We start from the raw sequence: 19,093 nt of genomic DNA, 5'->3' as shown, positions 1-19,093 counted from the left end.
ATTCATTGTAATATAATAAGATATTAATTTCAAATTTATTTTAAAATTTAACCTTAGTATATTAATATAATTCATATATATCTGAAAATTCTAATTCAATTTTTTGAACATCAACTTTATAATCTTTACTTTCATCTTCTACTGTATCCCCTAATAATTTCTTATTTGGTAACAAAATTTCAAATTCAGTCCCGTTTTTACCATCACTTTCTAGATATATTTCTCCCCCATTTAACTCTATTATAGACTTAACTATGCTAAGTCCAATTCCACTTCCTTCATTCATTCTATTTAAAGACTTATCTGCTTGTACAAATCGTTCAAATACTAAATCTTGCATATGTAGTGGTATACCTATACCATTATCTTCAACTATTATTTGTACCCACTCTTTATTCACATGTATATCTACAAATACATGACCATTTGGTTTTGTAAATTTTATAGAGTTAGATAATAAATTTAACATTACCCTTTCTATCATCTCAGGATCACATTTAATTATAAGCTCTTCTATGTCTGTATCAAATAATATATTTATATCTTTTTGCTTTGCATAACTTATAACAGACATTGTTATTTCCTCTATTAATCTTACAATATCACAATTTACTATATTAGGTTTTGTACAACCCACATCTATTTTAGTTATATCTACTATATTGTTTATAAGTCTTAACATTCTTTGACAATTTACCTTTAGACTTTGTCTATATTTACCATAATATTTTCTAAAATCTTCTTCATCATTACATATTTTTAAATCTAATAATTGCACAATTGAATAAAATATATTTAAAGGAGTTCTTAATTCATGACTTATATTCGCGAAAAATTCATTTTTCACTTTCTCATGATTTTTCATCTTTTCATATTCCATAATATATTTTTCCATTCTATGTTCTTCAGTTACATCCGTAAATGTTACTACCAATTTTACAGATTTGCCTTCTATATCTTGTTCATTAGAATCACCTATAATTTGTGTACTATTATCTAGTACAGTTTGTGCACTACAATCAATTATATTTTTTCCTGAATTTAATTCTATTTTTCCATTCCAGCACCCTTCATTTTTCATGCTTAGCTTGATATTTTCTAAAACTTCTTCGTTTATAGTTGAAATGCTATATTTTATTTTATCTGTTAATTTTTCTTTATCATACTCTTCATCTTTAAAAAAGTATGATTTAATTTTTTTATTAGAATAAATTATATTCCCTTCCAAATCACATATATATATACAACTTTGCTTATTTTCCTCTACTAAATTATAAAATATTTTTATTTCCTCTTTTAATTCTCTTTTTTTCTTTACACTTATTATAAGCTCTAAAAATAAACCTACTATAATTGTTATGAATGCCATATATGTTATAGATGTAGATATAAGTTTTATATCTATTATAGGTTTATTAGCTCCTGTAATGGCATATATAGCTTTAATCCAAAGCATTAATATACTAGCACCTATTACTGAATATGTATAATCATTTTCTTTAATGCCTTTTCTTAAAAATATAAAACTTGTTATTGTGTATATAATAACTAATAAAAGATTATATCCTATAAAGAAATTAGTATCTTTATTCATAGGAAATATAATGCTTTCACGGTCTAAATATCCAAAACATATTGCACCTACGAAAACTAAATTTATAACTAAAAGTTTATTATCCATTATAAGCTTTCTAGTTTTTTTAAATGGAAAAGCTGTTATTAAAATTATAACTATTCTCATTATAGATGTAGATATTGCAATATACCCTTTCATACTCATAATAGTATTTTCTAATGTTAAATTATCAAATATCCCTAAAACAATATCTACAAAAAATATAATGTACATTAACGATATTATAAAAAGTTCTTCTTTCTTACTACTACTATAGCAAAGTAAGCAACTTGTAATTGCTAAAAAAGAAAGTAATATATTAAAAAATCTTATAAAATATTCTGGTTTTATACTGTTGTTTAAATCAAATTTAAATAAAAATATCAAAACAAACATATATAATAAGACTAGACATGCTGACATACTTATAGTTAGTACAGTTGCCAGTTTATTTTTATCATTAATCTTAAGTTTTTGATTTACTCCTACCATATTTATCTCCCCTATCAATTATTATTACAAACTATATCATTATTATTTAAAATAGTCTATATTTTCGACAATAAAAGACAGACTCTTACAAGTCTGCCTTTTAAAAATTTATTTATATATTTGATCTTATTGCCTTTGATAATTGATCAGGACAAGAAGTAGATTTTGTTCCACAAGGTATTCCTTTTAACTTTTTAGCTACTTCATCAGCTTTTTTACCTATAACTAATGATCTTATTCCAATTAAATTTCCCGCACATCCTCCAACAAATTCAACATCTTTTATTATATTATTTTCATCTATTTCTAAATTAATTTGTTTACAACAACACCCTGAAGTTTTATAGCTTATTTTCATGTTCATTCTCCTTAATGTACAAATATAAGTCTTTCAAATATATTATATTAATCTGGTGTTGTTTTTGTTACTATTTGTATTATTTATCACTTTTACTTTTTTCTAAAAGTTCTTCTACTTCATAATGGTTTGGATGTATAAAAGAGTATGGTGTTTCATCTGTTAATTCTTCTATAGCTCCTCCTTCAAATAATTCTTCATATGGTGTATTTTTTGGTATAAATAATTTTTCATATGAATTTGTTTCAATTTTTTTATATTCTTTATCTTGTTTTTTCATGATATTACCTCACTTTTTCGTTTGTTGCAATTATTTTACTCATATTTTTATTATATATAACTTTTACCCATTATTCTTGTTTATAATAATAAAAAAGCTATAAAACTAAAAAAAATTTAAGTTTTATAGCTTTATTTAATATTATATACTAACTAACTTGATTAAGTTCCATAGCATCGTCCTTACTTAATCCCGCCTTAAACATAGTTACTGCTGTATAACTTACAACAGCTACTACTAGCCATTTTAACCAATATACTGGCATATTAGTAACAAATAAAAGTGCTAAAATAGATCCTACTACACCACCTATAGTTATTCCCATAGATATTTCTCTTTCATAAGCTTGTTCTTTTACAAATTTAATACTAGCTATTGGTCCAACAAATGCACAAGCTCCCATCATTATAGGAAATGCTGCCTTTGGATTCATTCCTAATAATGCAACCATAGCCATACATGGAGCATATAAACCTATACCAGCTGTCATAAGTGCTCCTAATACGAAGTTTCCAGCTATTCCTATTGCTAATTTAACTCCACTAAGTCCCATAGCATCTCCACCTGATGGCATCAATTCGAATTGTCCTAATACTATTAATATAGCTGTACCTACTAAAGCAATTCCCATAGTTAGCTGAACTTTCTTTTCTGGTAGTTTAGATATTATGCCAGCTCCTACCCAAGAGCCAACCACAGCAGCTATTATCATGCTTATTAAAGTTAATAAATCAACTTCTATTGAATTTAATGACATAAATGCTTGAACAATCATTGGTAATGTATGTGCAACATTTAATGTTCCTGGTAATACTTTATCTGGGACATGTATATTTTTATTTAATTTTAAAATTCCTGTAGTTGTTGCAAAAGATCCTACCCCTATAGCATCTAAAAAATCTGTTATAAATCCTATAAATATACCTGTTTTAAGTATACCTTGTTTGTTTTTGTCTTGGTTTTTTCTAAAATCCTTTACATAAACTGTTGAAAAACCTGCTGTTATTACTGCTAATAATCCTAAAATTGCCTTTACCATTTTGCCTCTCCCTTTTAAAAATTTATTATGACTATCAAAGTATAACACGCTAGGATAACATTTTCCACACTTTTTTCACTATTATTTAATATTTTTATAAATATGAAATTAATCTAATATTTTATTAATAGTTTTTAAATATCTATAAATTTCTAGATATTTGTATAAATGTATTTCTTAAATTTAATACTCCATATCCTTGAGATACATTAGGAAAATCATAAATTTCACTTTTAATTGCCCCAAGCATTAAATATGTTCTTAAAGGGTCTGTAAATAATGATAGTTTTGGTACACCACTTTCCTCTTCTAAATATTGCATAATAAGTGCAAGTACTCCGCATACAATAGAACTACTTACTCCTGTACCTGTAGCAGTATTGTAATCTCCATTTGCATAAGTTGATATAATATCAACTCCAGGAGCTATTATATCAGGATTTATACGATTTCCACGTATACTTCCTTTTGATGATCCTATCCATAAACTGTTAGTTTTATCATTATATGCTCCAATTGTTATAACTTTCCTAGATAAAGCAAATTCTGTTATGGTTCCCATAGAAGTTGAATCTGTAAATCTGGTATTTGCGGATATTATATTTTTATTAGGAAGATATAAGTGATATTCTCCGCTTATTATAAATTCAGGCTTTAGCCTAATATTCCAAACACCTGGTTTTATATCTGTTAAAGTTATTTCTAATGCTTGTGCACCTGTTTCTAACCATGGAAATCTGTATACTACTCTATATCCAGTTTTTTCTATAAAGAATCTTCCCGTATATATTTGATCATCTGGAGAATATACTATAGTTTGACTTACATCTCCAGACGGAGATATTATTTGTAGTGATATTTTATCTGGCCCTGTACCTCTTAACACAATATCTAAGTTAGTATTTTCTCCATTTTGAATTACTACATCTATATAATCTTGAACATTCTTAAGGTTATTATAATAATGTATGTCTGTGTTTCCTTCATTTCCAGCGCCGCTTACTAATATAATGCCTGATCTGTCTAGCTCTTCAAATATTTCTAATATAGATGCTTCTACTCTAATACCTGATTTTGTACCTACTGTTAAATTTATTATCATATGTTTTTTCTCTTTTTTTGCTATGTCAAGAACATATTTAATAGCTGCTAAAAAATCAGATACTGTATAACTTATTTTTCCTGGATAATAAATCCCTTCATATCCTCTTAATTTTACAACTACCAAATCTGCGTCTTTTGCAATTCCTCTATATTCAGGATTTACATTTCCTCTTCCTACTAAAATTCCACAAGCCATAGTACCCGTTCCAGTATTATCTACACTTAATGTAGCATCATTTTCTATTATTGCATTATTTATATCTTCTCTTGTAAATTCACTTCCAAATATCATACCTTCTGGAGGTCTTTTAGTATCATTTTCTTGATCCCATAGATAAAGTATTTTGCTTGTATTATTTTCATCTATTAAATCTCTATGCAAGTAATCTACTCCGGAATCTATAACAGCTATTAATATATCTTTTCCAGAAATATTAATATATGGATTTGTTTCTATATAACTAGTTCCTGCTGCATCTGAAATGCTTTCTCCATTTTCTACATTATTAGTTATCTGCATAAGAGAACTCATAGGGTCAGATCCACTCCACCATTTAATTTCTCTTATATTACTTAGTACAGTTTCATCAAAATCAAGAGGGACATATATAGCTGAAAGCTTATCATTTAAAATAATATATTTTTCTATATTATTTCTACTAAATGCACTTATTATATCTCCTTTATAAATTAAGTAAAAAGACTTTTCTGTTTTATCCACATCTTTGCCTCCTATTTTAATTGATCAAACATTCCCTTAAAATTTAGTAAGCCGTAACCAGTAATATTGTTTGGATATATTGCATCTCCAATGCTAACTGCTCCGCCTTGCATAAATGTTCTTATCATTTGCATAAACCCTTTATTTGGATATCTATTTTGGCCAATAATATATTCAAAAAATAATGCTATAGCACCTGATGCATGTGCTGCCGCTGCTGAACTTCCAGTTATTGTTGCATAACTATTATTAAGATGTGGACCTATTATATTTACTCCTGGTGCTACAACATCCGGTTTTTGCCTATTTTCCATATTAGGTCCTCTTGATGAAGATGGCCAAAGACTTCTAGTTATAGAGTTATATGTTCCTATAGTTATAACATCATCTTGTACAGAAGGATATGTTATTGTAAAATTTGGATTAGATTCATTAAATTTTGTACCCTCATTTAAAAATACGCGATTCTCTAAATATACATTATACTGTCCTCCAGTTATATAAGCACCTTCTAATCTTAATCTCCATATCCCTCTTTTTGCATTTGTAAGATAAATTGTTGTATGTTCTTGACCTGAATAACTTGTTGGATATGAATATCTTATGGAATAACCCGTTGCTTCTAAATCAAATATTCCACTTACTAAGTCATAGTTTGATAAATCTACTATTTTACTTTCTTCTCCACTTGGAGATATTATAAGTAAATTTACTCTGTCTGGTCTACTAAGCCATACTTCTATCATTAAACTTTTTTCTTCTTCTTCAATTTGTATTCCTATGTCGGTTGTCTCTCCTTGTCTTGTTAAAATCCCAGATACATGTGTTTGTGTATTCCCTTCATTTCCTGCACCAGTTACTATACATATTCCATTTGAAAAATATGTATCTCTACTATTTACTCTACTTGCATATCCAGCTAAACCAGTACTTCCCATTGACACATGTACAACTGTTGGTAAATTTAGTTCATCTGATTTTTTATATACATATTGAAGTGCAGTAAATAACATTGCACTATTATAATATCCATTTATTTTCCCAATTTTAACAACTATAAGTTCAGCTCCTGGTGCTATACCTTCATATTCTCTATTTATATTTCCTAATCCTGCACATATTCCGCTAATCATAGTCCCCTGTCCTTCTTCATCTATAGATAAGGTACCGTCTTTTTCTTGTATAGCTTTATTTATATCTTCCCTTGTATATTCTGTACCTATAAAAAATCCTTCTGGTGGATTTCCTTCTTTTGATTGATCCCATAAATAAAGTATTTTACTAGTTCCATCTGGATATATAAAATCTTCATGCAAATAATCTATTCCTGTATCTATTACAGCTATTACTGTACCTTGACCTGTTAATTGTACATTAGGATTATTTTTAAAAAAATTAACTCCTATTTCTTCTTGTGCCGTTATTCCATTTTCGGTTCCTCTTGTTATAGTTGATAAAGATGCAACTCTTACAACATTTTCAATAATTAGGACAGAATCTAATTGTAAAATTGCCTCTACATTTGCTTTAGTTAAAGCTGTAAATAACATAAGAGTTCTAGTTGTACTTAATCTTATCATTTCATAATCTATTGTTAAGTTTTCTACCTCTTGAGCAAAAGCTTCAGTATGTGTTACGAATATAGAATTTGATATGCTTTTGTCTGTTTGTATATCTCTATTTAAATTAAAGTTCTCATATTCTATAATACTCACCCCTTATAAAATTTTAAAACTGTAGATATTACTAGTATATTATTCAACTATGGCTGTGTATGTATATCGTTTTAACTATATCCATATCACAAATTCTTGATAAAAAAATATAATAAACTAGACATTATATTTAGGATGTGATTTTATTGGCTAATTTAAGTTTATCGAAAGTTAATTTAAGTATAGAAAAACCTTACACAGCTACTGAGCCTGTAAGGTTTAGAAGATATACTATAACTCACTTAGAAGATCCTGCAATAGTAGATTTATCTATTTCACCTTACTTTTATAATCTTGATTTATTTACTACAAGTACAGATTTAGTTTATGCTCAATGGTATTGGTTTTTTGGAGATATATATCAACTTACATTTTTTGTTTTTATAGGCAACTACCCTTATGATGTAGCAAAATATAGATATGAAAAGTATTTAGAGTTATTACCACTATCTATTAGCGCAGTAGTCAATGGCGATAGAGCATTTTTAAATAATAGAAAAATATTATTTGCTACTCCTATATTTGTAAGGTTTATATCTTCTTATCCAGCTTTTAATAAAACTGTACCTTATGGATTTGTTAAAGATTATGTTAATGATAATGTGGAAGTTATAACAAAAAAAGGTGTATAAATTTATACACCTTTTTTTGTTATTTGAATATACAAGTAGCTCTATCTAATATACCTGTAAAGTATGCTATAACCATTCCATAATTAGTTATAGGTATATTTTTTTCCTTGCATATATTTATTTTATTTAATACACTTTTTCTATTTACCATACATGCTCCACAGTGAATAATAAGGTCATAATCTTCTATGTTTTCCTTAAAATCATAAGAAATACTATATTCAATATTAAGTTCTCCACCTGCTATTTTCCTTAGCATATTAGGGATTTTCACTCTACCTATATCTTCATGAGATACATTATGAGTACAGCTTTCACATATAAGTATTTTATCTCCTGGCTTTAGAGTGTTTAATTTCTTAGTTCCTTCTAAGAAATCATTAAGTTCACCCTTTTGTCTTGCAAATAATATTGAAAAGCTAGTTAAATTCATATCTTTAGGAATAATAGATTCTACTTCTTTAAAAGCTTGTGAATCTGTTATCACTAAGTCTATATTTTTTATATCATTAAGTGCGTCTTCAAGTTCTGTATCTCTTACTACATAAGTTTTTATGCCATGATCTAAACAATCTCTTATAACTTGAACTTGTGGTAGTATAATTCTCCCCTTTGGAGCTTCTGAGTCTATCGGAACTACTAAAATCACTTTAGAACCATAAGGTAATAAATCTCCAACTATAGGTTTATCTTCTTCCTCTTGTTCTAAGTATTTTATGAGTTCTTTTTTTAAATCATCTATACCTTTATTTTCTTTAACTGATATAAATATCGGACTTTCAAATAATTTTTTTATATTATTAACTTCTTCTTCATTTAATATATCTAATTTATTAACAACTACTACATGATTAACATTATACTTATTTGATTCTTTTTTCCAAGCTTTATATGTATTAATATCTATATTATTACCATCAACTACATATATAGCAAAATCTATTCTTTTTAAATATTCATAACTTTTTTTAACTCTAACTTCTCCAAGTTCACTATTATCTTCAAGACCTGCTGTATCTATTAATAATATAGGACCAAATGGTATTAATTCCATAGCCTTTTGAACTGGATCTGTAGTTGTACCTTCAATACTTGATACTAACGATATTTCTTGACCCAATATAGCATTCATCAATGAAGATTTACCACTATTTGTATTTCCGTATATACCAATTTGTTTTCTATTTGCATTTGGAGTAGTGTTCATATATACCTCCTATAAGTAGAAATCTCTTTCTCCTTTTTTCATTTTTTCCATACTTTCTTTAGTGTATGTTTTTAAATCTTCTCTTTGAATTTTTTCTGTTTCATTTTTTATTACTTCTTGAGCTTTGTTGTATAATTCTTTATCTCCATAATCTAGAGTAAATTCATGTAATGTCATAAGCGCATTTGGCTCACAAACATATTTTATATTACCAGATTTAGCAAGTTGCATAAATCTATCTCCAGTTCTTCCTTTTCTATAACAAGCTGTACAGTAACTTGGTATATATCCATCATCTAATAACTCTTTTAAAATCTCTATAGGACTTCTTTCATCACTAGTTTTAAATTGTTTACTTTCATTTCCTGCTTCTCTTTCTTTATATCCTCCAACACCAGTTGATGATCCTGCTGATATTTGACTTACTCCATATTTTAATAATTCTTTTCTCATAGCTGGTGTTTCTCTAGTTGATAAGATAAGCCCTGTAAATGGTACAGCAATTCTTAAAATTGCTACTATCTTTTTAAACATTTTATCATCTAATAAATGTGGATAGTTTTCTAAAGTTACGCCTGTTGCAGGTTGAAGTCTTGGAACTGATATTGTATGGAATCCCACTCCATATTTTTCTTCTAAATGAGCATTATGCATCATAAGACCTAAAACTTCAAATCTAGGATCGGCTAATCCAAATAAAACTCCCGCTCCAACGTCATCAATTCCAGCTTCCATAGCTCTATCAAAAGCAGTTAAATGATATTCATAATCTCCTTTTAGTGATTTTGGATGCATTTTTTCATAAGTTGGTTTATGATAAGTTTCTTGGAATAATATATAAGTTCCTATTCCTTTTTCATGTAATTTTTTATAATTTTCAACTGTTGTTGCAGCTATATTTACATTAACTCTTCTTATTTCTCCATTAGCATTTTGAGTTTTATATATAGTATCTAAACATTCTAAAACATAATCTATAGGAGCATTGCTTGGGTCTTCTCCAAGTTCAAGTGCTAATCTCTTATGTCCCATTTGCTCTAGTATTCTAACTTCTTCTGCTACTTCTTCCATTGTTAATCTTCTTCTACAGAAGTTATTATCTCTTCTATATCCGCAGTAAACACAGTTGTTTACACAGTAATCACTTACATAAAGTGGTGCAAATACAACTATTCTTTTTCCATATATATCTCTTTTTATTTCACCTGCTAAAGAATATATTTCTTCTAAATCTTTTTCATCTTCTGCTTGTAATAATATAGCTATATCTTTATATGATAATCCTTCTTTTTTCTTTGCTCTATTTAAAACTTCTTTTATTTCTTCATTTGAAGGATTTTTTGTTTCTTCTAAAATATTATATATTTCTTCATGATTTATAAACATAACTTAATCTCCTTTATTATTTTCTAAACTCAGGATTATCTCCTCTACTTACTTCTACTTCATATCCTGCTTCATTTATCTTTTGTTCTATCATAGTTCTATACTCTGCATCTTCATCTAATATATATGCTTTATTATCATATAGAGAATATTTTTTTCTAACTGACATTGGCGATAAATTCGGCATTATGACATTTCCTCCAGCTTTTAACCCTTCTTCTCTTCCTTTTGGGTCTATACTTGAAAGTGCAGTTGTAGCTGGTAGCAATACTTTTGGAAGTAATAATCTAACAATAGCCAAACATATAACTGTTTTTTCTAAACTACCGTGTTCATAATTTCTAAGAGGTGTATCTTTATGAGGTATAAAAGGACCTATTCCACACATTGCAGGCTCAAATTCTTTAACGAACCTTAAATCATTAACTAAATCTTCATTAGTTTGTCCTGGTATACCTACCATAAATCCAGCACCTGATTGATATCCTATGTCTTTTAAATTCTTTAAGCAGTTTCTTCTTTTTTCAAAAGGCTCACCTGGGTGTATACTTTCATAAAGTTCTTTACTAGCACTTTCATGTCTTAGTAAATATCTATCTGCTCCTGCATCATACATTTTTTTATAAGAATCATAACTTCTTTCTCCTAGTGAAAGAGTTATTGCATTATCTGGAAACTCACTTTTGATGGCTTTAATTATCTCTACCATCTTATCATCTGTAAAGTATTCATCTTCACCACCTTGTAATACAAAAGTTTTATATCCTAGCTTATCACCTTTTCTAACACACTCTAGTATTTCATCTAGTGTTAGTCTGTATCTATCTGCATTTTTATTGTGTCGTCTAAGTCCACAGTACAAACAATTCTTTTTACAAAAACTTGTAAGCTCTATAAGACCTCTCATATAAACTTTATTTTTATAATATTTTTTTCTGGTTTCATTAGCTCTTTTAATTAATAATTCTTTTGAATTTTCATCTATATTGTCTAATAAATACAATAATTCTTCCTTACTTGCATCATTTGTTTTATATAATTTTTCTATAATATTTATAACATCCATATATTCACCTCGATTTTAATGGTTGTATAATTAATACCCAAATATAATATTTAAAATATTTTAAATATTATATTTGATTATTAATTTTTAATAATAATTAAATTTATTCATCTTTATATATTTTTATTAATGAAATAGATTTTTATTATCTAAGGTAAAGTAGTTATAACATTTTTTGTAAATATTATAACTACTTTACCTTTAGATTAAATAAGCATATCTTAACCTATATCACTTAAATTACTATCTTTATCTAGTCCTAACATATCATGTTTAGATTCAAAACTAGTATGTAAAAGCTCATGTGATAAATGAGATAACGGTTCTTTAAAGAATTCTTTATATACATTTATTACATCTGGGTTTTCATAACTACATTTTATTTTTATAGTTTTATCTTTATCGTATAATCCTTCTATACGTTTTAATCTCATTTCATTTGTAATTCTAGCTTTCATTTTAGGTTGTCCAGCTCCACCTATACATCCACCTTTACAAGTCATCACTTCAACAAAGTCATATTCAACTTCTCCTGCTTTTAGCTTTTCTATTAAAGTTCTAGCATTTGCAGTTTCTTGTACAGCTGCTAATCTAAGAGTTTTATCTCCTATAGTAACAGTAGCTTCTTTAACTCCTTCAAGTCCTCTAACTGGAGTAAAGTGTAAAAACTCTTTATGTGGATTTTCATGAGTTAGTATATTGTATACAGTTCTAACCGCAGCTTCCATAACTCCACCACTATTACCAAAGATTAAACCAGCTCCACTTCCAAGACCTAATATATTATCAAATTTTGAACCTTCTAAAGCATCAAAATCTATGTTTTCTTCTCTTAACCATTTAGCAAGTTCTTTAGTTGTTAATATTATGTCATTATCTCTCATATCTTCAACATTATTAAATTTAGCTGAACTGTTCATTTCAGGTCTAAGTATTTCATATTTTTTAGAAGTACATGGTGTTATAGTAACATTTACTATTTTTGATGGATCTATATTAGCTTTTTTTGCAAAATATGTTTTTATAACAGTACCTTGTATACCTATTGGACTTTTAGTTGTAGATAAGTTTGGTATTAATTCTGGGTAGAATGTTTCTGCAAACTTAACCCAAGAAGGACAACAGCTTGTAAACTGTGGTAATTTGCTATTACCATTTATAATACGACTTACTAATTCACTAGCTTCTTCCATTATTGTCATATCAGCACCAAAAGTTACATCAAATACATAATCTCCACCAAGCTCTCTTAAAGATTGCACCATTTTGTCTTCAACATATGAACCTTCTTCCATGTTAAATTCTTCACCAAGTGCTACACGAACAGCTGGTGCAGTACTAAATACTACAATTTTGTCAGGATCATTTATAGCTTCTTTAACTCTGTCTATATCTTCAACTTGTGTTATAGCTTTTTTAGGACATGCTTGCACACATTGCCCACAATTTATACATATTGCTATATCTCCAGTTTTTTCTAAATCAAAGTAGCCTGCAACTCCTATTTCATTTGCACAAACCCTCTTACATAATCCACATTTTATACATTTGTCATAATCTATTTGTATAGATGGATTATCTAACTCTACTGGGACTACCTTTTCTGTAAATAAGTGTTTCATGTTAATTGCTCCTTTATTGTGATTTAATTCATAAAGTATTAAAGAAACATTTAATTGTAATTTTCGACAATCAAACGCTTAATATGCTTATACCCATTTTTTTAACTTTGTATCATATTTTAAACATTATTTTTTATAAAAAAATACCGCTTACTCCTAAACTCATTGGAATAAGCGGTATCCTTAAATATAATTTTTTTATTATTTATTTTCTTCTATTAATTTTTCTATAGTTTCTCTACATCTTGCACCTTGACATGGTCCTGTTGTTGCTCCTGTTGCATCTTTAACTTTTTCTACAGTATTTGCTCCATTTTTTATAGCATCTACTATAGTTTCTTTTGTTATTCCTTTACATAAACATACTTTCTCTGACATAATAAACCTCCTACTAAATATGTATCATATTTTCCTTTTTTATATTATACCCAATTATTTTAACTTTAAATATTTTTATATTATAAAAATTAATAAAGTATGAACATATTTACTATAAGTTTCATAATTTACTATAAGTTAAAGTTTGTAAATAAGGGGGAAATATATATGGATTGCTTTAAAACTAAGGAAGGTAATTCTATAGTTAGAGTTTTTCATGCATCACCTAATGCACCAACAGTTGATATTTATATAAATGGGGATATTTTCGCACCAGAACTAGGTTTTACAGGTATGTCTGATTATTCATATCTTGAGGAAGGAATGCATACAATAGAAATTCGTTCTATGGGAGATTCTACTACAACTATACTAACTAAAATGATAGACGTTCCTGATGATAGAATATTTACTATAGCTATTGTTGGCAATTTAGATAATTTAGAATTTATACTAATAGAAGATGATATAGATGAAATTCCTTCTCCTAAAGAATCTACTGTTAGAGCAATTCATTTATCTCCTGATTCACCTAATGTTAATGTATTTGCTAATGGAAATTCTTTATTTGAGAATTTAGAGTTTAAAGGAAATTCAGATTATACTAAAGTTCCTTCTGGTGCTTATTCTATGGATGTTACTTCAAGTAATACAGGAGATATAGTTTTATCAGGAAACTTAAACCTTAAAGCTAATAGAATATATACAATATATGTTATAGGTAATCCACCTAGCTTAGGTTTAATTCAATCAGTAGATGTAAATTCTTATCTTTGTAGATGATAAAAAGGGTATCAATCCCCTTTTTATCTTAAACTTTTAATTACTAAGTTAATTAATTCTATAATATTTTTAGATATATATAAATCTTGTTTTGAAGCCCAAATTAAGTATATTTTTAATTCTTCCCATTTTAAATTTTTATCTATATTTACTTTATATATATTATAGATTTCATTTATTTTATCTAAAACTTCATGTTTTTTATCTTCACTCATATTTTTATTCTGTAACAAAATTTCTTCTATATTTTTTATAAAACTATCTATGGTAATACTATTATATATATACTCATTTATTATTTCATCTCTTTTAACTATAAGTTTATCAGTTATATTTTCAAGATCTTTTTTACTATAGTTCCATACTCTATCATTTTCTATAGCTATATTATCTATTTTGTCATTATACTTATCAATAATTTCCTCTAGTACTATAACTATTTCTAAGTAATTATTCATTCTTAAGACTTCTTCACATCTTTTTATATCTGAATTTAGATTTATTAATAATTCACTCAAATTTTTTCCTTCTTTCTACATAGAATTTAATTTATATTATATCATTATTATAGTTTTAATTATTAAGTTATATTAATATTATATTAATGATTATTTTAAGGGGGATTTATATGAGTAAATGTAAATTAGCTGTTATACAAATGCATATAGAAGATAAAAAATCTACAAATCTCAAAACTTTAAATAGTATTTTACATAATGCTTTAAAAGAAGATGTAGATATGGTTTTATTGCCTGAAATGTTTTGCTGTCCTTATGTTACAAGTAAATTTCCTTTATATGCTGAGCCTGAAGGTGGAAATACTTATAGATACTTATCTAATTTAGCAAAAGTTAATAATATATATTTAGTTGCTGGATCTATGCCTGAAATTGATTTAGATGGAAAAATTTATAATACTTCTTATGTATTTGATAGAAATGGAGATTTGATTGGAAAGCATAGAAAAATACATCTATTTGATATGCAAATAGGAGATACTTATGTAAATGAATCTAATACTGTTAGTCCTGGTGAAAATATAACTGTATTTGATACTGAATTTGGAAGATTTGGTTTATGTATTTGCTATGATTTAAGATTTCCTGAAATATTTCGTATGATGGTAGACAGTGGTGCTAAAGCTATCATGGTTCCTGCTGCTTTTAATATGAAAACAGGTCCTTCTCACTGGGAATTATTATTTAGATGTAGGGCTGTTGATAATCAGGTTTATACTATAGGCTGTGCTCCTTCTACAAACTACAATGATACGTATATATCCTATGGAAATTCTATAGCTGTTTCACCTTGGGGAGACATTATTAATAAGTTAAATGGTGATGAAGGTTATTTTGTTTGTTATATAGACTTTGAATATATAAATAATTTAAGAAAGGAACTTCCTTTACTTGAACATAGAAGATGCAATTTATATAAATAAAAACTACTTAAAATTTTGATTTTAAGTAGTTTTTATTTTAATTTTTAATTTTCTTTATACTCTGCTCCAGCACCTACTTTAGTTACTTGAACTGCAATCATTTCACTATCTCCATTAGTTATTTCATGCCATTGCCCAGCCTTTACAAATACGCTATTTCCTACAGTAACATCAGTAACATCATCTTCCACAGTCATTTTTCCACTGCCTTTAAAAAAGAAAAATATTTGCTCTCCATGTGGATGTCTATGAGCTTTTAATACTTGAAAAGGTTTAAAAAAGTAAACTTCAGATGTTATATCTTCACCTTCAAATACTGGTATTTTAGGTACAACATTATCATTGTACTCTTCTAAACTTCCATCTAAAAAATGTTTTTTATTTTCCATACAAAAACCTCCTTTATATATCATAATCTTATTTATATTTCCTTTTTTAGTGATATAATATTCATTAGATAATATTTGTTAAATTAGTGTAAACACCTATTTAAAGTAAAAATAAAATATTTAAATATTTTAATATATTTATTGAAATTTTTTGGAGGAATTATGGAAAAATCACATACTATGCCTATATATCAAAAAATTGCTCTTGATATAGCTAATAATATATATGTTGGGAATATAGCTGAAGGCACTACACTTCGTGGTCGTTCAGCTCTTGCTGCTAAATATAATGTTTCACCTGAAACTATCAGACGTTCTGTAAAACTTCTTGAAGATATTCAAGTTGTTCAAAGCATTAAAGGAAAAGGTATAATTGTTTTATCTTCTAGTAATGCTGAGTCTTTTTTAAAAAAATACCAAAATATAACTAATATATCTTCTTATAGGTCTGATTTATCTTTTCTTCTTAACAGTAGAGCTAAGTTAGAAGCTCAAATATTGGAAACTATGAACAAGATAGTAGATTACTCAAGTAGATTATCTACCATCAATCCACTAGTTCCTTTTGAATTTGAAATAAAATCTAATTGTAAGTTTATTGGTATGACTGCTGGGCAAACTAATTTTTGGCAAAATACTGGTGGTACTATAGTTGCAGTTAAACGTAATGGTGAACTTATACTTTCCCCTGGACCTTATATTGAGTTTATAGAAAATGATGTTCTTATGGTTATTGGAGATGTTAATATACATACTTCTGTTCCAATGTTTTTATATGGAGATGAAGAATATAAAGATTAATTAAAAATTTACTTTAATAACTACTTAATTTCAAAATATATAAGAAAAAAAAGGGGGGGATATTTTTTATGTATACATACATTTATGTTAAGTCAAAGGCTAGTTCAGTTTTTAGAATCTCTGACCATAGAGAATTAATAGATAAGTATAGTAGAGAAGGTTGGAGATTTGTTAGTGCTATTCCAAGTGATTTTGAACTTAATGGAAAGATAAATGAATTTGACTTAGTCTTTGAGAAAAAAGTTAAAAAATAATATTTTTATAAATTTAATAAACAAAAAGAGTATCTTAAATTTAAGATACTCTTTTTATATTAATAAACTTCTTTTTTTCTTGGTATTATAGGTTGTTTATATTTTTTTTCAACTCTATATTCTTTATCTATTGCTTTTTTTATTATTTTAGCTTTTTCTTCTTCTAATTTAACTTCTTCTTTCAATGCTTTTGTTATAGAAACTATACTTATTAGCATTATTATTGCAAAAGGAAAAGCTGATACTATTGATACTGTTTGTAATGTTTCTAACCCTCCTGATATTAATAACACTACTGCTAATAGAGCTTGTATAACTCCCCATGTTATTTTCTTTTTATTGCTTGGGTTTAAATCTCCATCAGAGGTAAACATCCCAAGTACATATGTTGCTGAATCCGCAGATGATACGAAGAATGTACATAGTAAAATCATAGCTACTACTGATAGTACTTTACCAAATGGATAATTTAAAAAGACTTTAAATAATGCTGTTTCAGTTACCATTGTTGCACCTTTTGCAAAGTCTAATCCTAAATTCATTCCTAATGTTCCAAATACAGCAAACCATATTATACAAGCTAATGCTGGAGCTAGTGTTACTCCTATTATAAATTCTCTTATTGTTCTACCTTTTGATATTCTCGCTATAAATATTCCAACAAATGGTATCCATGCTATCCACATTGCCCAGTAAAATACTCTCCACTGTGCTACCCATTTACCTGATTGGTCAATATATAAACTTTGAGATATAAAATTTTCTAAGTATAATCCTATTCCGTTTGATAAGTTTGATACCATATCCATAGTTGGTCCTATGATTATGGCTCCTAATAAAAGTGAAAATGCTAAAGTTAAGTTTATATTAGATAGTAGTTTTATTCCTTTGTCTAAACCACTAGTTGAACTTTTGATATATAGTATTGTTGCTATAGCTATTATAAGCATTTGTACATATATAGTATTTTTTATACCAAACATATACTCAAGACCACCTGCTATTTGCATTGTTCCCATACCTAGAGATGTTGCTATTCCTGTTACAGTTGTAAATACCGCTAATATATCTATTGTCTTACCTATTTTACCTTTTACTCCTTCTTCTCCTAATATAGGTAAAAACACACTACTTATAAGCCCTGGTGCATCTTTTCTAAACTGAAAATACGCAAGTGATAATCCCATTATTGCATATGCTGCCCATGGAGTTAATCCCCAGTGCATAAATGATTGTTGCATTGCAAAATTTATAGATTCTTGACTTCCAGGCGTTAATCCTATAGGTGATACCATATGTTTTAATGGCTCTACTGCACCAAAAAATACTAATCCTATTCCCATTCCTGCTCCAAATAACATTGAAAACCATGATAAGTTACTAAATTCCGGTCTATCTGTATCTTTACCAAGTCTTATGTTTCCATATTTACTAAAAGCTAAAAATACTGCAAATATTACTAAGGCAAGCATTACTAATAAGTATACCCAGTTAAAATTGCTTACTATTAAGTTAAATCCTTTATTTGATACTTCTTTAAACATGTCTGGTGATATTAATCCAAATATCACCACCATACTGGTCAGTACTAATGATATTTTAAATACGATATTATTTTTCATATTATTCCTCCTATTTTATTATTTATATTTTCAAATCAAAGTAACAACTTTGTTAATGCATTAAGTTTTTTCTTGAAGCAACTTGATTGTAACATAGAGTTGTTTCTTTTGCAAATCGAAGTCCTTATTTATCTCCTCTAAATTAAAGATTTTTTACTTAAAACAATAAAAAAAGCTATCTTATTTTT

At 27.4% G+C, this 19,093-nt stretch carries 19 protein-coding genes; 5 read left to right on the top strand and 14 right to left on the bottom strand.

Translation table 11 applies throughout. From position 1 onward, the window contains the following. Positions 1 to 61 precede the first annotated feature (61 nt). The 6 genes from H8891_RS02820 to H8891_RS02795 all read right to left on the bottom strand — a co-directional run bounded on the left by H8891_RS02820 (position 62) and on the right by H8891_RS02795 (position 7,324). Positions 62 to 2,107 carry a sensor histidine kinase gene (locus H8891_RS02820; protein WP_187005106.1) on the bottom strand — a complete coding sequence of 682 codons (2,046 nt, stop codon included), beginning with the start codon at positions 2,105 to 2,107 and terminating at the stop codon, positions 62 to 64. Between the two features lie 112 nt (positions 2,108 to 2,219). Beyond that, positions 2,220 to 2,465, bottom strand: a complete 246-nt coding sequence (locus H8891_RS02815) for a TIGR03905 family TSCPD domain-containing protein (RefSeq protein ID WP_147545208.1) — start codon at positions 2,463 to 2,465, stop codon at positions 2,220 to 2,222. A 79-nt stretch (positions 2,466 to 2,544) separates the two neighbouring features. Beyond that, on the bottom strand, positions 2,545 to 2,745 hold the full coding sequence (locus tag H8891_RS02810) for a hypothetical protein (protein WP_187005105.1): 201 nt from the start codon (positions 2,743 to 2,745) through the stop codon (positions 2,545 to 2,547). 148 nt (positions 2,746 to 2,893) lie between these two features. Beyond that, the gene (locus H8891_RS02805; RefSeq protein WP_187005104.1) at positions 2,894 to 3,784 is read right to left on the bottom strand and encodes a sulfite exporter TauE/SafE family protein; all 891 of its coding nucleotides are present in this window, start codon (positions 3,782 to 3,784) and stop codon (positions 2,894 to 2,896) included. Between the two features lie 142 nt (positions 3,785 to 3,926). Next, positions 3,927 to 5,609: a bile acid germinant receptor pseudoprotease CspC gene (gene cspC, locus H8891_RS02800; RefSeq protein ID WP_187005103.1), complete on the bottom strand. Its 1,683-nt coding sequence runs from the start codon at positions 5,607 to 5,609 to the stop codon at positions 3,927 to 3,929. 11 nt (positions 5,610 to 5,620) lie between these two features. Then, entirely contained in the window at positions 5,621 to 7,324 is a 1,704-nt protein-coding gene (locus tag H8891_RS02795; RefSeq protein WP_187005102.1) for a S8 family serine peptidase, read from the bottom strand. A 146-nt stretch (positions 7,325 to 7,470) separates the two neighbouring features. On the opposite strand from H8891_RS02795, the gene H8891_RS02790 reads away from it, so the two are divergent. Then, complete coding sequence (locus tag H8891_RS02790; RefSeq protein WP_187005101.1) at positions 7,471 to 7,956, top strand: staygreen family protein; 486 nt, start codon at positions 7,471 to 7,473, stop codon at positions 7,954 to 7,956. Between the two features lie 19 nt (positions 7,957 to 7,975). On the opposite strand, the gene hydF is transcribed toward H8891_RS02790, so the two are convergent. The 5 genes from hydF to H8891_RS02765 form a co-directional block, all read right to left on the bottom strand. Beyond that, positions 7,976 to 9,163 carry a [FeFe] hydrogenase H-cluster maturation GTPase HydF gene (gene hydF, locus H8891_RS02785; protein ID WP_187005100.1) on the bottom strand — a complete coding sequence of 396 codons (1,188 nt, stop codon included), beginning with the start codon at positions 9,161 to 9,163 and terminating at the stop codon, positions 7,976 to 7,978. Positions 9,164 to 9,172: 9 nt separating this feature from the next. Beyond that, positions 9,173 to 10,549, bottom strand: a complete 1,377-nt coding sequence (gene hydG / locus H8891_RS02780) for a [FeFe] hydrogenase H-cluster radical SAM maturase HydG (RefSeq protein WP_187005099.1) — start codon at positions 10,547 to 10,549, stop codon at positions 9,173 to 9,175. 16 nt (positions 10,550 to 10,565) lie between these two features. Then, the gene (gene hydE / locus H8891_RS02775) at positions 10,566 to 11,615 is read right to left on the bottom strand and encodes a [FeFe] hydrogenase H-cluster radical SAM maturase HydE (protein WP_187005098.1); all 1,050 of its coding nucleotides are present in this window, start codon (positions 11,613 to 11,615) and stop codon (positions 10,566 to 10,568) included. A 221-nt stretch (positions 11,616 to 11,836) separates the two neighbouring features. Then, positions 11,837 to 13,237: a [FeFe] hydrogenase, group A gene (locus H8891_RS02770; RefSeq protein ID WP_187005097.1), complete on the bottom strand. Its 1,401-nt coding sequence runs from the start codon at positions 13,235 to 13,237 to the stop codon at positions 11,837 to 11,839. A 201-nt stretch (positions 13,238 to 13,438) separates the two neighbouring features. Further along, positions 13,439 to 13,615, bottom strand: a complete 177-nt coding sequence (locus tag H8891_RS02765) for a (2Fe-2S)-binding protein (RefSeq protein WP_147545228.1) — start codon at positions 13,613 to 13,615, stop codon at positions 13,439 to 13,441. 168 nt (positions 13,616 to 13,783) lie between these two features. On the opposite strand from H8891_RS02765, the gene H8891_RS02760 reads away from it, so the two are divergent. Then, positions 13,784 to 14,398, top strand: coding sequence for a DUF4397 domain-containing protein (locus H8891_RS02760; protein WP_187005096.1), 615 nt, complete (start codon positions 13,784 to 13,786; stop codon positions 14,396 to 14,398). Between the two features lie 23 nt (positions 14,399 to 14,421). Here the strand turns inward: H8891_RS02760 and H8891_RS02755 are convergent, their stop codons facing one another. Then, entirely contained in the window at positions 14,422 to 14,916 is a 495-nt protein-coding gene (locus tag H8891_RS02755) for a hypothetical protein (protein WP_187005095.1), read from the bottom strand. A gap of 110 nt (positions 14,917 to 15,026) precedes the next feature. Here H8891_RS02755 and H8891_RS02750 point away from each other — a divergent pair, with 110 nt between their 5' ends. Next, positions 15,027 to 15,839: a carbon-nitrogen hydrolase family protein gene (locus H8891_RS02750; protein WP_187005094.1), complete on the top strand. Its 813-nt coding sequence runs from the start codon at positions 15,027 to 15,029 to the stop codon at positions 15,837 to 15,839. Positions 15,840 to 15,883: 44 nt separating this feature from the next. On the opposite strand, the gene H8891_RS02745 is transcribed toward H8891_RS02750, so the two are convergent. Next, positions 15,884 to 16,228: a cupin domain-containing protein gene (locus tag H8891_RS02745; protein WP_147545236.1), complete on the bottom strand. Its 345-nt coding sequence runs from the start codon at positions 16,226 to 16,228 to the stop codon at positions 15,884 to 15,886. A 162-nt stretch (positions 16,229 to 16,390) separates the two neighbouring features. On the opposite strand from H8891_RS02745, the gene H8891_RS02740 reads away from it, so the two are divergent. Together H8891_RS02740 and H8891_RS02735 are read left to right on the top strand one after the other, a co-directional pair. Further along, positions 16,391 to 17,029, top strand: coding sequence for a TrkA C-terminal domain-containing protein (locus H8891_RS02740; RefSeq protein ID WP_187005093.1), 639 nt, complete (start codon positions 16,391 to 16,393; stop codon positions 17,027 to 17,029). A gap of 68 nt (positions 17,030 to 17,097) precedes the next feature. Further along, positions 17,098 to 17,283, top strand: coding sequence for a DUF4177 domain-containing protein (locus H8891_RS02735; protein WP_147545240.1), 186 nt, complete (start codon positions 17,098 to 17,100; stop codon positions 17,281 to 17,283). A 59-nt stretch (positions 17,284 to 17,342) separates the two neighbouring features. Here the strand turns inward: H8891_RS02735 and H8891_RS02730 are convergent, their stop codons facing one another. After that, positions 17,343 to 18,905 carry a BCCT family transporter gene (locus H8891_RS02730; RefSeq protein WP_187005092.1) on the bottom strand — a complete coding sequence of 521 codons (1,563 nt, stop codon included), beginning with the start codon at positions 18,903 to 18,905 and terminating at the stop codon, positions 17,343 to 17,345. Between the last annotated feature and the right edge of the window lie 188 nt (positions 18,906 to 19,093).

Source organism: Paeniclostridium hominis (assembly GCF_014306135.1).
In the GTDB taxonomy this organism is placed as follows: Bacteria; Bacillota; Clostridia; order Peptostreptococcales; family Peptostreptococcaceae; genus Paraclostridium; species Paraclostridium hominis.
This window is presented reverse-complemented; position numbering and strand designations above follow the sequence as displayed.

Bases quoted from the DNA above. Each gene is read 5' to 3' on its own strand.
- H8891_RS02745 (WP_147545236.1), bottom strand. From the start codon at position 16,228: ATGGAAAATAAAAAACATTTTTTAGATGGAAGTTTAGAAGAGTACAAT.
- H8891_RS02815 (WP_147545208.1), bottom strand. From the start codon at position 2,465: ATGAAAATAAGCTATAAAACTTCAGGGTGTTGTTGTAAACAAATTAAT.
- hydF (WP_187005100.1), bottom strand. From the start codon at position 9,163: ATGAACACTACTCCAAATGCAAATAGAAAACAAATTGGTATATACGGA.
- H8891_RS02750 (WP_187005094.1), top strand. From the start codon at position 15,027: ATGAGTAAATGTAAATTAGCTGTTATACAAATGCATATAGAAGATAAA.
- hydG (WP_187005099.1), bottom strand. From the start codon at position 10,549: ATGTTTATAAATCATGAAGAAATATATAATATTTTAGAAGAAACAAAA.
- hydE (WP_187005098.1), bottom strand. From the start codon at position 11,615: ATGGATGTTATAAATATTATAGAAAAATTATATAAAACAAATGATGCA.
- H8891_RS02760 (WP_187005096.1), top strand. From the start codon at position 13,784: ATGGATTGCTTTAAAACTAAGGAAGGTAATTCTATAGTTAGAGTTTTT.
- H8891_RS02735 (WP_147545240.1), top strand. From the start codon at position 17,098: ATGTATACATACATTTATGTTAAGTCAAAGGCTAGTTCAGTTTTTAGA.
- H8891_RS02770 (WP_187005097.1), bottom strand. From the start codon at position 13,237: ATGAAACACTTATTTACAGAAAAGGTAGTCCCAGTAGAGTTAGATAAT.
- H8891_RS02730 (WP_187005092.1), bottom strand. From the start codon at position 18,905: ATGAAAAATAATATCGTATTTAAAATATCATTAGTACTGACCAGTATG.
- H8891_RS02805 (WP_187005104.1), bottom strand. From the start codon at position 3,784: ATGGTAAAGGCAATTTTAGGATTATTAGCAGTAATAACAGCAGGTTTT.
- H8891_RS02765 (WP_147545228.1), bottom strand. From the start codon at position 13,615: ATGTCAGAGAAAGTATGTTTATGTAAAGGAATAACAAAAGAAACTATA.
- H8891_RS02740 (WP_187005093.1), top strand. From the start codon at position 16,391: ATGGAAAAATCACATACTATGCCTATATATCAAAAAATTGCTCTTGAT.
- H8891_RS02820 (WP_187005106.1), bottom strand. From the start codon at position 2,107: ATGGTAGGAGTAAATCAAAAACTTAAGATTAATGATAAAAATAAACTG.
- H8891_RS02810 (WP_187005105.1), bottom strand. From the start codon at position 2,745: ATGAAAAAACAAGATAAAGAATATAAAAAAATTGAAACAAATTCATAT.